This is a genomic window from Streptomyces sp. NBC_00459, assembly GCF_036013955.1.
Classification (GTDB): domain Bacteria; phylum Actinomycetota; class Actinomycetes; order Streptomycetales; family Streptomycetaceae; genus Streptomyces.
The window spans coordinates 965,327-978,704 of the sequence record NZ_CP107903.1; the positions used below are offsets into that span (position 1 = coordinate 965,327).

A 13,378-nucleotide genomic window follows, 5' to 3' on the forward strand; every position below is an offset into this window, starting at 1 on the left:
CCGGCGGCACTCAATCTAGACCACCAAACGCAATGACGGGAACGGTTGAACGAAACACACATCGCATTAGTGACACTGGCGGCATACTGCCCACGTGACGAGCATCGTGATCCCGGCCCACAACGAGGCGCGAGTCATCGGCCGACTCCTCGATTCCCTGGCCGACTCCGCCGACGACGAGACCGACATCGTGGTCGTGTGCAACGGCTGCACGGACGACACCGCACGGATCGCGAACACTCACGGACCGCGCGTCCGCGTGGTCGAGATCCCCACCCCGTCCAAGCACGCCGCCCTGCGCGCGGGCGACGACCACGCGCGTGGCTTCCCCCGCCTCTACGTGGACGCCGACGTGGTGATCACAGGCGCGGACGTACGAGCACTGGTCGAGCCGCTCGACGACGACACCTCGGAGATCCTGGCCACCGCCCCCGAGCGGCAGATCCCGCTGACCGGCTGCGGCTGGCGGGTGCGCGCCTACTACCGGGTGTGGCAGCGCCTCCCCGCCGTGCGCGAGGGGCTGTTCGGCCGGGGCGTCATCGCGGTCTCCAAGGCCGGGCACGCCCGGATCGCCGCACTGCCCCCGCTGATGGCGGACGACCTCGCCGCGTCCCTGGCGTTCGCCCCCGGGGAGCGGCTCGTGGTCGGCGGGGCCGGGGTCGTGGTGCACCCGCCGCGCACCTGGCGCGACTTGATGAAACGGCGTGTCCGGGCCGCGGTGTCCACCGCCCAGGTGGAGCAGCACCAGGGCCCGGAGGATGCCTCGGCGCGCACGAGCGTGGCGGATCTGAAAGCCCTGGTCCGCAGGGATCCGAAGCTCCTGCCCAGTGTCGTAGTCTTCGTCGCGGCGGCGGTCGCCGCCCGGCGGGCATCCAGAAAAGCCATCCGGGCACAGGACTTCGGTACCTGGCTACGGGACGAGAGCAGCCGGCAGAACTGATCGCACCGCACCTGGAGTTCTCGATCATGTACCTCACCGACCGTTCCGCCCCCGCACAGGCGGACACCGAACAGGGCCGAAGACGCGGCCCTGGGCGCAAGGTCGCCCCGGTCGTGCTCGTGCTGGGCTCGGTCAGCCTGATAACCGACATCTCCTCGGAGATGGTCACCGCCGTTCTGCCGCTCTACCTCGTCACCACACTCGGTTTCACCCCGCTCGTGTTCGGCACCCTCGACGGTGTCTACAACGGCGTCAGCGCGCTGGTGCAGCTGACCGGCGGTCACCTCGCCGACCGGGTGCGCAACCACAAGCTGCTGGCCGGGCTCGGGTACGGTCTGTCCGCGCTGTGCAAGCCGCTGCTCCTGCTCGTGAGCAGCATCGGCGCACTCGGCACGGTCCTCGCCCTCGACCGCACCGGCAAGGGTCTGCGCACCGCCCCGCGCGACGCGATGATCTCCCTATCCACACCGTCCGAGAGGCAGGGCCGCGCGTTCGGTGTGCACCGGGCGATGGACACCACGGGCGCGATGCTCGGCCCCCTGGTCGCCTTCTTCATCCTGCGGGCCGCGACGGACGGTTACGACGCCGTGTTCGGTGTGAGCGCGTGCGTCGCCGTGCTCGGTGTCCTCGTGCTGGTGTTGTTCGTACCCCGCAGGGGGCAGGTCGCGCAGACGGACGAAGCGGGCGGTACGGCGGAGAGCAAGCCGCCCGTACGCGTACGCGAAGCCCTGGCGCTGCTGCGGCTGCCCCGGCTGCGGGCGCTCGCCGTCTGCGCCGCGCTGCTCGGCCTGACAACCGTCAGCGACGCCTTCGTCTATCTGCTCCTGCAACGGCGCGCGGGCATCGCCGACGAGTGGTTCCCGCTGCTGCCGCTGGGCACCGCCGCGGTGTTCCTGCTGCTGGCCGTGCCCCTCGGCTCACTGGCCGACCGGATCGGGCGGCGCGCCGTGTTCCTCGCCGGGCACGCCAGTCTGCTCACCGCCTACGCACTCCTGCTGTGGGCCCCGGCCACACCGGCCCTGCCCTTCCTCGTACTCGCCCTGCACGGTCTGTTCTACGCGGCCACCGACGGCGTGCTCCCGGCCGCCCTCGCCGACATCGTGCCCGAGCAGCTGCGCGCCAGCGGCCTCGCCATCGTCGGGACCAGCCAGGCGCTGGCCCGGTTCTGCTGTTCGCTGGCCTTCGGCGCCGCCTGGACGGTGTGGGGCGACGGCCCGGCACTGGCCGGATCGGCGGTCGGTCTGCTGTGCTGCGCGGCCGTCGCGGGCATGCTGCTGCGGCCGAGCGGCGAGACCCGATGACCACCACAGCCACAAAGCCCCAAGGATCCACATGACATCGCTGCGTCGCCGCCTGCTCATACTCGTCACGGGGGTGCTGATCCTCGCGGGCGTGGGAACCGGTGTGGTCCTGCACGCCGCCGATCGCGCGGATCGGGCGAACCGGCCGCAGCCGGGCGGCCCCGCCGTCAGCACGGGCAGGCTGACCCTCGACCAGAAGAGCCGCCTGACGTTCGTCAACGCCGCCGCCGGCCCGCACCGCACCGCGGTCGCCTCGGTCCCGTCCACCGACCCCGGGGCCGGCCGGACCGCCTCCGACCTGAAGTGCGCGCGTTTCTACGCGGCGGCCGGCACCGGAGTCTGCCTCCAGTCCGTCCCCGGCGTCCTCAAGCAGAGCAACCGTGCCCTGCTCCTGGACGCCAACCTCCGTACCCTGCGCACCTACCCGCTCGCGGGCGCCCCGAGCCGGGCCCGGGTGTCGCCCGACGGCCGCTTCGTCGCCTGGACCGTCTTCGTCTCCGGCGAGTCCTACGCGTCCGCCTTCTTCTCCACCCGGACGTCGATCCTGGACACCCGCACCATGCGGCTGACGCCCAGCCTGGAGACGTTCTCCATCACCCTGGACGGCAAGTCCTACCGCGCCTCGGACGTCAACTTCTGGGGCGTCACCTTCGCCTCCGACGACGACACCTTCTACGCCACCCTCAACACCGCCAACAAGACCTACCTGGTCCGCGGTTCGCTCTCCGAGCGCAAGGTCACCACCCTGATCGAGAACGTGGAGTGCCCCTCGCTCTCCCCGGACGGGACGCGCGTCGCCTTCAAGAAGCGGGTCCTGTCCCGTACGGCCCTCTGGCACGAGTACGTCCTCGACCTGAAGACCCTCAAGGAGACGGCGCTCGCCGAGCGCCACAGCGTCGACGACCAGGCCACCTGGCTCGACAACGACACCGTCGCCTACGCCCTCCCCACCGACGGCGAGATCGGCAGCAGCGACCTGTGGACCGTACCCGCGAACGGCACGGGCAGCCCCCGCCTGTTGATCGCGGGGGCTTCCTCGCCGGCGCCGCTGTAGGCGGAGGGGTCAGGGGGCGCCGCGATCGCAGGAGAGGTCCCGCAGCCGCACCGCGTCGGCCATCGCCTGCATACCGGTGTCGTTGGGGTGCAGATGATCGCCGTTGTCGAAGAACGGCAGGATCCGCTCGTGGTCGTAGGGGCTGCGCAGGATGCGGTCGAAGTCGGCCACCGCGTCGAACTCGCCGCTGGTGCGGATGAACACGTTGACCTCCCGGCGTACGTCCTCGGCCGACGCGTCCCACTCGGACCAGCCCTTGAAGGGCCCGACCGTGGCCCCGACGACACACACTCCGGCCGTGTGGGCGCGGTCGATGATCCGGCGGTAGCCGTCGATCAGGTCCTCGGCCGTGACACCGGTGTGGGCCTTGATGTCGTTGACGCCTTCGAAGAGAACAACCGTGCGTACACCCGGGTGGGAGAGCACGTCCCGGCGCAGTCTGTTGAGGGCGCTCTGCCCGGCTCCGTCGGCGAGGACCTTGTTGCCGGAGATCCCCTCGTTGGCCACCCCCTCGACGCCGGTGTCGTCGGCTGACTGAAGGCGGCGGGCCAGGTAGTCGGGCCAGCGGCGGCTCCGGTCGGTGGTGGACTGCCAGCCGTCGGTGATGGAGTCGCCCAGAGCGACGACCGCACCGACGTCCGGGCCTGTCCGCACGGTGACGGCGTCGAGGTAGAACCAGGAGCCGGTGGTTCCGGTCCAGTTGGCCGCGCCCTCCTCCGCCACATGGTCGCCCGCAGTGAGGTAGGACGTCTGCATGGCCATGCCGTGACCCGTCGCCGGGCCGCCGGCATCGGCCTCGTACAGGCTGACCACCAGCGAGGTCGCGGCCGGCAGCCGTCCCGGCAGCGGATCACTGAGCGCGGTCTCCCCCGCGGGTACGGTGACGGACCGCTCCGCGCCGAACGTCAGAGGCCGGTTGCTGCCCCGGACCAGGGCGGCGCCCTCCTTCTGTACGCCCACGTACGCACGGCCGATGGTCAGGGGCCGGTCGCCGAAGGCGTTGGACAGCCGGACGCGCAGGTGGGTTCCGCCGGCGCTGGTCCGGACGACGAGCCGGTAGCCGCGGTCCGAGGCGGCCTCGCCCATGCGGTCGGCGCTCGCACCCCAGGTGACGATCTCGTGCGTCGCGGTATGCGCGGAAGGCGTGGCGGGGGTTGCCGTCGCCGTCGCGGTCGAAAACTGCGCGGTGGCGGTCAACGCGACGACCGGCAGGGCGAGTCGCCGCAGCAGGCTCACGAGGCGGACGGTGTCTCGACGCACCGCTTCACCGCCCCAGGTCGCGCAGCGTCACGGACCGGCCGGGTGACAGGGTGAGTTTCCGTGCCCTCGTCCCGTACGCCACCGTGGTCGTGCGACCGCCGACACTCGTCACCGTTACCTCGGTCGGCCTGCCGTGCCTCCAACTCAGATCCACGGTGAATCCACCACGTACACCCACACCCGTGATCGATCCGGACCCGGCCCAGGCGTCGGGCAGCGCGGGCAGCAGTTCGACATGGCCGGGGCGTGAGTACACCAGCATCTCGATCATCGCGGCGGGCGTCCCGAAGTTGCCGTCGATCTGAAAGATGCCGCGGCCCTGCTCGACCTGGTAGATGTCGAACAGGTTGGACGCCGTGCCGTTGCTGCCGTCGACGGAGGGCCGCAGGTTGTTCACGACGAGCTGATAGGCCTTGTCCGCGTCCTTCAGACGCGCCCAGCACAGACCGCGCCAGGCGTTGGCCCAGCCGAAGCTCTCCATCCCGCGCGCGGTGAGCAGTGCCGTCGCGCCCTCGACGATCTCAGCGGGCGTCGAGCCGTCCGGGCGGATCCGGTCTCCGGGGAACAACTGGACGAGCGGGGACAGGTGACGGTGGGTGGTCTCCCCCAGGTTGTCGGGGGACATCCACTCCTCCAACCAGCCGGTCTTCGGGCTCACTTGGGGCAGGTAGAGCCGTTTCTGCAGGCCGGCGACGGTCCGGGCGTACGTGCCGTCCTCGCCCAACACGGCACACGCCGTGCGGTAGTTGTCGAACAGGGCCCAGACCAGTTCCTGGGCGTAGGTGATGCCCTTGGCGTCGAGCGGGCCGTGTTCGGGCGACCAGTCGCTGTCGGCGACGAGGACCTCCTGCTTCTCGCCGGTGACCGGGTCCGTGACCGTCGTCGTCAGCAGTCTCGCCTCCCAGAACTCACAGGCGCCCTTGAGCATCGGGTGGATACGGGCGAGGTGGGCACGGTCCTGGGTGAACTCGTAGTGCTCGTAGAGGGAGTTGCACAGCCAGGCGTTGCCGGCGGGATGCCACCACCAGCCCATGCCGCCGTGGATGCCGGTGGAGATGGCGACGGTCCAGCCCGCGATCCTCCCGGTGGAGTTGCGGTAGCGGTTGCGGGGGTCGTTGAAGTGGGTGCGGGTGAGTTCGGTCCACGAGGGCAGCTGGGCCAGGCAGTAGTCGGTGAAGGCGTCGAAGCAGTCGGAGAGGGCGGCCCGGTCGGCCATCCAGTAGTTCATCTGGAGGTTGATGTCCGTGTGGTAATCGCCCATCCAGTCGGGGTCGTTGCCGTCGAGCCACAGACCCTGGAGGTTCAGGGGCAGACTGCCGCGTGATCCGGCGATCATGAGATAGCGCCCGAACTGCAGGTAGGACGCCTCAAGTTCGGGATCGGGGGTGTCGTCCGTGTGACGCGCCCGGATCCGCTCCCAGGTGTCCATGCCCCGTTGCTGCGCGGTCGAGGTGCCGAGCGACACGTCCATGCGCTCGAACAGCCTTCGGTGGTCGGCGACATGGGTGTGCAGCAGGGTGGTCGCGGAGTGCCCGGCGGCATCGAGGACCTTGGTGCGGGCGAGCTTTCGGGGGTCGAGCGCCGGGTCTCGGTAACCCTTGGCCGCGTCGGGCGCGTAGTCGGTGCCGCCCGTGACGATCACCGTGAGGCGTCCGCAGCCGCGGAAGGAGATCCGCGACCCGTCGACGGCGACGGTTCCCCCGCTGCCGTAGGCGGTGACGGCCGCCCCGTACCGCAGTCGGTTGGGCAACTCCGCGCCGAAGGACGCGTATCGGAGCGCCGGTACTCCCGTGGTGGTCTCGCCGTGGGTGCCGTCCAGGCTGATCTCGCCGGTGTAGTGTCCGCCGCCGTCCTGGGTGAAGTGCAGGACGAGGACGTCGTCGGGGGCGCTGGCGAACACCTGCCGCCGGTACGTCACACCGGAGCGCACATAGGAGGCGGTGACCAGTCCCTGATGGAGGTCGAGGGCGCGTCGGTAGCCGGAGACCGTCGAGAGGTCGTGGTCGGGTATGTCGACGGTCAGCTTGCCCAGCAGGGTGAACGACCCGAAGTTCTCGCGGGCGTAGGGGAATTGGCCGTCGTCGTCGAGGGTGGCGTTGGTGCCTCCGGTCCACATGGTGGCGTCGGTGATGAACAGCCGTTCCCGGCCCGGGTCGTTGCTCACCAGCGCCCCGAGCCGGCCGTTGCCGACCGGGAGGCCCTGAGTGATCATCGAGCCGTCGTCGGCGGGGGCCTGCCACCACAGTTCGCTGGAGGCGCGGTCCGGCAGCATCGGGGAGTCGGCAGGTCTCGCGGGTGCGGCGGAGGCGGTGAAGGCGGGCGCCCCGCCGAGGGCGGCGAGGGCTCCGGAAACCGTGGCGAAGGAGAGAAGGCCGCGTCGGCTGGGGAGGGTTCGCGGCGAATCGGGGCGTGGGGTGTCCATGGATGCGCTCCCTTGCGAGTCGGCCGTCAGGACAGGTTCGGTACGGCGATCCGGTCGATGTCCGGGGCGTAGCCGTCGCCGCTGTCGAAGGTGACGGTGTTGGCGCCGGCCTTGAGGCTGAGCGGCACACTCACCGTTTCGACGGTCCCCCAGTCGCCGGTGGAGGGGAACTTGTGGCTGGTGGCACCTCCACCGTTCGCGGAGATCCGCACGGATCGCGCGTCGCCGCTGACGTAGGCGATGTCGACGACGTATCGTCCCGCCTTCGCGACCCTGACGCCGTTCACTGTGAGCTTTCCGCCGACATAGAGGTTGCCGACCTTCTTGCCTCCGGAGCAGGCGCCGCAGTCGGCCACCGAGGCGTTGCCGCCGAGGGTGTTGGTCCCCGACTCCGCCTCGTAGACCGTCTTCGTCAGGGCCGGGCCCTGCGGGACGACGGTGAACAGCCGCGAGCCGTGCGTGGGCAACGCCTGGGTGACCTTCTCCTTGTACGTGCCGAGGTTCTCGTGGTTCCACAGGTCGCGGACCTTGGCCTTGCCGGAGAACCCGAGGGTGGACCAGTCGGCGGTCACGGACGCGGGCGCGTTCCCGAGGTTGAACAGGGCGACCGTGAAGCTGCCGTCGGGGTTCCCGGCCGCCCAGACCTGCTGGTCGTCGGAGGGTGTGAGGGGCCTGGCGGGCGGGGTGGTGCCCTGGTTGACCGCGATGACCTCCTTGTTGGTGAGCAGGGAGAGCCCGTAGGAGTCGAGGCGCGTCAGGTCGTCACCGGTGTACAGGGGTGACTTGGCGATGGCCCACAAGGTGGCGTAGCTCTGCCGTTCGGCCTTGGTGAGCCCGTCCATCTCGCCGTTTCCGACGTTGAGGGAGTCCAGGTCGTTCCAGCCGCCGGGACCGGCGTGACGGGTCCAGGCAGGGGTGTCGTCCCAGCGGTCCTCGACGGAGTTCTCCCAGGTGACCAGCGTGTTGCAGTAGCACTCGACGTCGGTGTCGATGCGCCAGCCGCCCGAGTACCGCTTCCAGTCGGCGACATGGCCGATGTCGAGGGACCAGGACAGTTCGAGGCGGATCGGCCGACCGGTGGCGGCGATCGCCTTCTGCCAGGCGGCGACGTCGGCAACGTTGTCGTAGTTGTCCCCGCTCTTGAACGAGCCGGGACCGACGCCGTCCAGTTTGAGGAAGTCGTAGCCCCAGTCGGCGAACAGACGGGCCTGGGAGTCGATGTACTTCTGGGCGCAGGGACGGGCGAAGTCGATCTTGTACGCGCTGTCCCACCCGTTGGTGGTGCGCAGATCGCCGTGGACGATGTCGGCGGTCGTGCAGCCGTCGGCGTTCCAGAGAGGCACCTTGCCCCCGCCGTACGCCTCCTTCTCCAGCCCGACCGGCAGATAGATGCCCGCCTTGAGTCCCTTGGCGTGGAGGTCGTCGGCGACGGCCCTCATCCCGCGCGGAAAGCGCCCGGGGTCGGCGGCCTGTCTGCCGTACTCGTCGAAGCGGGGCTTCCAGTCCATGTCGCGCCACCAGCCGGCGTCGATGTTGACGTACTCGTAGCCGTACGGCTTGAGCTTGGCGGCGAGGGCGTCGGCCTGCTTCAGGACGTTCCTCTCGGTCAGGTAGCTGTAGTCGCCGTCCGGGTTGAGCCCCGGATACCTGGACGACTGCATGCTCCAGCTCGTCCAGCCCATGTACGGCTCGGCCGCGGGCACCGGGACGGCGTCCACGGCCGGGGTGGAGTCGTCGGCCGTGGCGGCGGGGGTGAACGCGGCGAGGCTCGCGGTCAGGGCGAGAACGAGCAGGGTGCTGGTGGTGCGACGGACACGGCGGGGGGACAACCGCATGGGGGCAAACCTCCGGATCAATGAAGGGGCGTTGAAGGGCCGTTGAAGGGTTGTGGGGGCGATAGAGATTTATGGCGTGCGCGAGATGCATGGCGTGCGCATGACATGCGAAAGGTGTGGTCGGATCTCAGCCTGTTGCGGCTCCGCGGCGTCATACCCGCTCCATGGGAGTGTCGGATCGGGTTCGCGAGATGAAGGACTGGATGGCGGTGGCCGCCGCACCACGGGCCCACTCCTCGAAGGGCAGCGGACGCGTTCTGACGTCGCACCGCGCGGCAGCCCCGAAGGCGGAGGCGGCGAAGGAGTCCCTGATCCGCTCGGCGAACAGGTCGTAGGCGGCGAGCCCTTCGCCGGAGATGATCACACGTTCGGGTCCGAGCAGATTGACCACGGATCCGATGGCCCGCCCGATGGCCGCGCCCGCGCGTGCGTACACCTCACGGGCTCCGGGGTCGCCGCGGTGGGCGAGTTCCAGGGCCTCGGCCGCGTCGGCCACGTCGATCCCGGTCTCCGCCCGTACGTCGCGCACGATCGCCGAGTCGGAGGCGATGGCCTCCACACAGCCCCGGTTGCCGCAGTGGCACAGCGGGCCCGCGGGGTCGAGGGAGAGATGCCCGATCTCACCGGCCACACCGTGCGCACCCGAGACCACCCGGCCGCCCACGACGAGACCGCAGCCGATACCGGCACCCACCGTCACCAGCGCGAAGTCGGACAGGCCCACGCCCGCGCCGAACCACTGCTCGGCGACGGTGAGCGCGCGGACGTCGTTGTCGACGGTGACCGGCAGACCGATGGTCATGGCGGCGAGGCTGGCGAGCGGAACGTCCCGCCAGTCGAGAAACGGGGAGTACCGCACCATGCCCTCCGCGCGGTCCACCTCACCGGAGACGGCGATTCCCACGCCCCTGACCGGCACCCCGAACCCTTCGGCGTCGGTGAGCAGTTCGAGGACGAGACCGCCCAGGGTGGCGAGAACACCCCCGGGCCGTCGGTCACCGAGCGGGGTGTGCCGGGCGACCCTGATACGGCAGCACAGATCCGTCAGCACGGCGATGATCTCGTCGCCCGTCACTTTGACCCCGATGAACAGCGCCCGGTCGCCGTCGACCCGCACCGGGTTGGCGGGCCTGCCCAGCGCCCGCCTGTGCTCCTCGTCGACGTCCTCCAGCAGGTATCCCGTCTCGATCAGCGGCCGGACGGCCTTGGTCACCGCCGCGGGAGACAGTGCGGCCCGCCGTGCGATCTCCGCCCGCGTGAGCGGACCGTGGGAGAGCACGATGGTGAAGATCTGGGCAGCGGCGGGCGTATGGGCCGGAAACGTCTCGGAGGCCGGGAACTCCTCGGAGGGCAAGGGCGAGCGCATGGGCGGAACGTACGGTTCATTCTTTTCTGTTGTCAATAAAAGAAGCACGATTGCTGTGAAGTCGCTGTACGCCCTGTGGCGAGAGTGCTGGCCGCGCCGTTCAGGCACACCTGGGCCGCGTCGCATTGTCAGTGGTCTGCTGCATGATCGGCACATCAGTTCGTCTACCGGGTTGGGGAGCTATGCCGATCACGAACAAGCAGGTGGCGGGGCACGCGTTTCTGCGGCTGCTGTACGCGGACACGTACTACCCGGATCACGTCGTCGACAGAGGCACGGCGATTCTGCTGCGGCTGTGCGAGCGGATCGAGGCTGAGCAACCGTCGGATCTGACGGCCCTGTACGTGCTCACGCAGGCCGCGACGGAGGAGTTCAACCTGCTGGAGGCGGAGTTCGATGCGGCCGGGAGCGAGATCGAGACGGTGGCGCGCGAGGAGATCGCCGAGGACTTCGGGTTCGTCGCGTCGGCCTACGGCTTCGCCGACGCGGACGTGGAGGAGCTGATCGCCACCCGGAATTGGTGAGCGACGATGCCGCGTTCGACCGTGTGGCGCTCGCGCTGGTCGCCTTTGCCGAACTGCCGAACCCGTCAAGGGACGGCATCTCCCGACAGCCCATGACTGTCATGGACCTCTCGGGTGCCCCGAAGCAGCGAACGGTGGGTAGCTCCACGGCGGAGGTCGCATCGCCGCCCGCCCCCTGGTGCGGGCCGTGATCGCTGGGACAGTCCCTACGACCGACGGCATCCGCGACCTGTGGACCGTGCCGGCGAACGGCGGGGGCAGCCCCCGGCTGCTGATCGCGGGGGCTTCTCGCCGGCGCCGCTGTGGCCGTCGAGGAAGGGACCACAGACGTGTTCGTCCGGTTCGAGGGATGCCGCGATGGCAGGAGCGGTCCTTCGTCCGCCCACGGCGGCGGTGCGGTTCAGCCGAGGAACGACAACCGCACCTTGTGGTTCGCGTTGCCGACGTCCGTGTCCGCCAACCTCCGCAGGACAGTCTTCACCGTGGTCGAGCGGTTCCGAGCACGGATGTCCGTCGAGGGGCACATAGGGGCGCATAGGGACCTCGGCGGTTATCCGATGAAGTTGTTGACGACGGTGGCCTTCCCCGCTTCGAGTGCTCGGTCCATCACGTAGCTGCCGACCGCGATGTCGAGCACGCCCAGTCCGAACGGGGAGAAGATGACGGGCTTCCCACTCGGGACGTCGACCGTCCCGTTCAGCAGTCCGCCCAGCGTGCCGCGGATGAACTCCCGGCTGCCGGTCGCCTGTTCGGCCAGGTGCGGGGAGGTGTTCGCCTTCAGGCAGTGCTCGACGTCATCGACGATATTGGTCGAAGCCAGGATGACCTCGGGCGGCAGGTCGCGCAGCGAGATGTTGAGGACTGTCTGGTCCGGCGTGAACCGGTGATCGGTGTCCACGTACGGCTCGCCCGCTGTGGTGGCGAAGACCACCAGGTCCGCCTTCAGGACCGCGTCGAGTCCGACCGGGTCGACACCAAGGCCGGTGTCCGCGCGCACCCGCTCCGCGAATCCCGCGATCCGCTCGTGGTCGAGGTCGTGGGCGATGACGTTCGCGATGTCGACAGTGGAACTGTGCAGGTGGTCGAGGACGGTGGACGCGATCACCCCGGTGCCGACGACCCCCACCGTGATGCCGGCCCCCGTGCACAGCCGCTCCGCCGCCACCGCCGCCGACGCGGCCGTACGGGCGGCGCTGATGTGCGCGGACTCCAGGCACGCCAACGGGCGGCCCGTCTCGAAGTCGTTGAGGATCAGCACCGCCGAGGCCCGCGGGATACCGCGCGACAGGTTGTCCGGGAAGCTGGAGATCCACTTGATGCCCATCCGGTTGACATCGGCCCCGATGTAGGCGGGCAGAGCGATGACCCTCGAATTGGGCTTGTGCGGGAAACGGAGGAAGTAGCTGTCCGGGTTGATGGTGTCGCCGGCATCGTGAAGGCGGTAGGTCGATGCGACGATTTCCCGCACCTTCGCCTTGTCGCCGCCGAGGATGTCGGCGATGTCCGGGCCGGCGACGACGATGAAGTCAGACATTGCTGTGCTCCTTTATCAGGGTGGGGTGCGCCTTCAACCACTGTTCCGAGTAGATGGTGGAGAGGTACTTGTCCCCCAGATCAGGGGATATGACGACGACCCGGGAGCCGCGGGGAATCTCGTCCCGCATTCTTCGCACCGCCGCGAGCACCGTGCCGGTCGAACCCCCGACGAGAAGGCCGTACGCGCGGGCGGCGTGGTGGCACAGGGCAACGCTCTCGTGCTCCGGGATGAGCACCTTGTGGAAGCTGCCGTCGTCGGAGTAGATCTCCGGCAGCCGACTGGCGCCGAGGCCGGGGACATAGCGGCGCTTGGAACTGCCGCCGAAGGTTATCGATCCCTCGGCGTCGACTCCGACGACACGGTGGGACAGGCGGTTCTCACGGCGGTACTCCAGGCAGCCCATCAGTGTTCCCGACGTACCGACGCCAACGAAGAGGTAGTCAATGGGGCCGAGTTCCCGGTCGATCGACCGGGCCGTGGTGTCCTTGTGCGCCTCCACGTTGGCCCGGCTCTTGTACTGGTTCAGCCATACCAGGTGTGGATCGGCTTTCAGCATGTCACCGACGAAGGCCAGGCGTTTGTGGAGGAAACCCCCGTTCGCGTCGGGCTCCTCGATGATGACGACGTCCGCTCCCAGGGCCTCCATCGCCAGCACCGCCGACTCGACCGTGTTCACGTCGGCGACGATGGTCAGCGGATATCCCTTGATCGCGCAGACAATGCCGAGCGCGACCCCGAGGTTCCCCGACGAGGACTCGATGACCCGGCTTGTGCCGGGTACCAGGGACCCCTCTTCCTCAGCCCGCTCAACGAGGTTGAGCGCGGCCTTGAATTTTATGGAGCCCGCGGGGTTCAGTCCCTCGATCTTCAGGAAGACTTCCGAGCCGGGGAGAAAATCGGCGAGCTCCAGGAACACGTCATCATGGATGATTTCGTTCACGCTCCGATAAATCAATCGAATATCCTTCCAATCGGCGTCTGCAGAGTGACCGAACGGTCGGGCTTCAATAATTGACAAAGCGTCATATTCCATGCCACGCATGCCGAAGACCACGCGGTCGGAGATCTCGGGACTGCCGAGGAGAATGGACTCCGGTTCGACCGGAAGGGCCTTCTCGGTGACGGTCTGGTTCGAGTGG

At 69.1% G+C, this 13,378-nt stretch carries 11 protein-coding genes; 5 read left to right on the forward strand and 6 right to left on the reverse strand.

The window, feature by feature from the left end:
• The first annotated feature begins 94 nt into the window (after window positions 1-94).
• The 3 genes from OHN74_RS04075 to OHN74_RS04085 are packed head-to-tail and all read left to right on the forward strand — an operon-like array spanning window position 95 to window position 3,295.
• Window positions 95-940 (forward strand): glycosyltransferase, encoded by an 846-nt coding sequence (locus tag OHN74_RS04075; protein WP_327693135.1) that lies wholly within the window; start codon window positions 95-97, stop codon window positions 938-940.
• 26 nt (window positions 941-966) lie between these two features.
• Window positions 967-2,241, forward strand: a complete 1,275-nt coding sequence (locus OHN74_RS04080; RefSeq protein ID WP_327693136.1) for an MFS transporter — start codon at window positions 967-969, stop codon at window positions 2,239-2,241.
• A gap of 31 nt (window positions 2,242-2,272) precedes the next feature.
• Window positions 2,273-3,295: a TolB-like translocation protein gene (locus OHN74_RS04085; RefSeq protein WP_327693137.1), complete on the forward strand. Its 1,023-nt coding sequence runs from the start codon at window positions 2,273-2,275 to the stop codon at window positions 3,293-3,295.
• A gap of 9 nt (window positions 3,296-3,304) precedes the next feature.
• Here OHN74_RS04085 and OHN74_RS04090 read toward each other — a convergent pair whose 3' ends face one another.
• The 4 genes from OHN74_RS04090 to OHN74_RS04105 form a co-directional block, all read right to left on the reverse strand.
• Window positions 3,305-4,531 carry an SGNH/GDSL hydrolase family protein gene (locus OHN74_RS04090; protein ID WP_327693138.1) on the reverse strand — a complete coding sequence of 409 codons (1,227 nt, stop codon included), beginning with the start codon at window positions 4,529-4,531 and terminating at the stop codon, window positions 3,305-3,307.
• A gap of 28 nt (window positions 4,532-4,559) precedes the next feature.
• Entirely contained in the window at window positions 4,560-6,977 is a 2,418-nt protein-coding gene (locus OHN74_RS04095) for a glycosyl hydrolase family 95 catalytic domain-containing protein (protein ID WP_327693139.1), read from the reverse strand.
• Between the two features lie 26 nt (window positions 6,978-7,003).
• Complete coding sequence (locus OHN74_RS04100; RefSeq protein WP_327693140.1) at window positions 7,004-8,812, reverse strand: alpha-galactosidase D; 1,809 nt, start codon at window positions 8,810-8,812, stop codon at window positions 7,004-7,006.
• Between the two features lie 151 nt (window positions 8,813-8,963).
• Window positions 8,964-10,178, reverse strand: a complete 1,215-nt coding sequence (locus OHN74_RS04105; protein ID WP_327693141.1) for an ROK family transcriptional regulator — start codon at window positions 10,176-10,178, stop codon at window positions 8,964-8,966.
• 182 nt (window positions 10,179-10,360) lie between these two features.
• On the opposite strand from OHN74_RS04105, the gene OHN74_RS04110 reads away from it, so the two are divergent.
• Together OHN74_RS04110 and OHN74_RS04115 are read left to right on the forward strand one after the other, a co-directional pair.
• A complete protein-coding gene (locus tag OHN74_RS04110; RefSeq protein ID WP_327693142.1) occupies window positions 10,361-10,702 on the forward strand; it encodes a DUF5713 family protein in 342 nt (113 codons plus the stop codon).
• On the forward strand, window positions 10,699-10,893 hold the full coding sequence (locus tag OHN74_RS04115) for a hypothetical protein (protein ID WP_327693143.1): 195 nt from the start codon (window positions 10,699-10,701) through the stop codon (window positions 10,891-10,893). The genes OHN74_RS04110 and OHN74_RS04115 overlap by 4 nt, the downstream gene beginning before the upstream one ends.
• A 359-nt stretch (window positions 10,894-11,252) precedes the next feature.
• Here OHN74_RS04115 and sbnB read toward each other — a convergent pair whose 3' ends face one another.
• Both sbnB and sbnA read right to left on the reverse strand, forming a co-directional pair.
• Complete coding sequence (sbnB, locus tag OHN74_RS04120; RefSeq protein ID WP_327693144.1) at window positions 11,253-12,236, reverse strand: 2,3-diaminopropionate biosynthesis protein SbnB; 984 nt, start codon at window positions 12,234-12,236, stop codon at window positions 11,253-11,255.
• A complete protein-coding gene (sbnA, locus tag OHN74_RS04125; RefSeq protein ID WP_327693145.1) occupies window positions 12,229-13,272 on the reverse strand; it encodes a 2,3-diaminopropionate biosynthesis protein SbnA in 1,044 nt (347 codons plus the stop codon). The genes sbnB and sbnA overlap by 8 nt, the downstream gene beginning before the upstream one ends.
• Between the last annotated feature and the right edge of the window lie 106 nt (window positions 13,273-13,378).

What these genes read in the sequence shown, in the direction of transcription:
- sbnB (WP_327693144.1), bottom strand. Translation starts at nt 12,236, where the DNA reads ATGTCTGACTTCATCGTCGTCGCCGGCCCGGACATCGCCGACATCCTC.
- OHN74_RS04095 (WP_327693139.1), bottom strand. Translation starts at nt 6,977, where the DNA reads ATGGACACCCCACGCCCCGATTCGCCGCGAACCCTCCCCAGCCGACGC.
- sbnA (WP_327693145.1), bottom strand. Translation starts at nt 13,272, where the DNA reads ATGGAATATGACGCTTTGTCAATTATTGAAGCCCGACCGTTCGGTCAC.
- OHN74_RS04080 (WP_327693136.1), top strand. Translation starts at nt 967, where the DNA reads ATGTACCTCACCGACCGTTCCGCCCCCGCACAGGCGGACACCGAACAG.
- OHN74_RS04110 (WP_327693142.1), top strand. Translation starts at nt 10,361, where the DNA reads ATGCCGATCACGAACAAGCAGGTGGCGGGGCACGCGTTTCTGCGGCTG.
- OHN74_RS04105 (WP_327693141.1), bottom strand. Translation starts at nt 10,178, where the DNA reads ATGCGCTCGCCCTTGCCCTCCGAGGAGTTCCCGGCCTCCGAGACGTTT.
- OHN74_RS04100 (WP_327693140.1), bottom strand. Translation starts at nt 8,812, where the DNA reads ATGCGGTTGTCCCCCCGCCGTGTCCGTCGCACCACCAGCACCCTGCTC.
- OHN74_RS04085 (WP_327693137.1), top strand. Translation starts at nt 2,273, where the DNA reads ATGACATCGCTGCGTCGCCGCCTGCTCATACTCGTCACGGGGGTGCTG.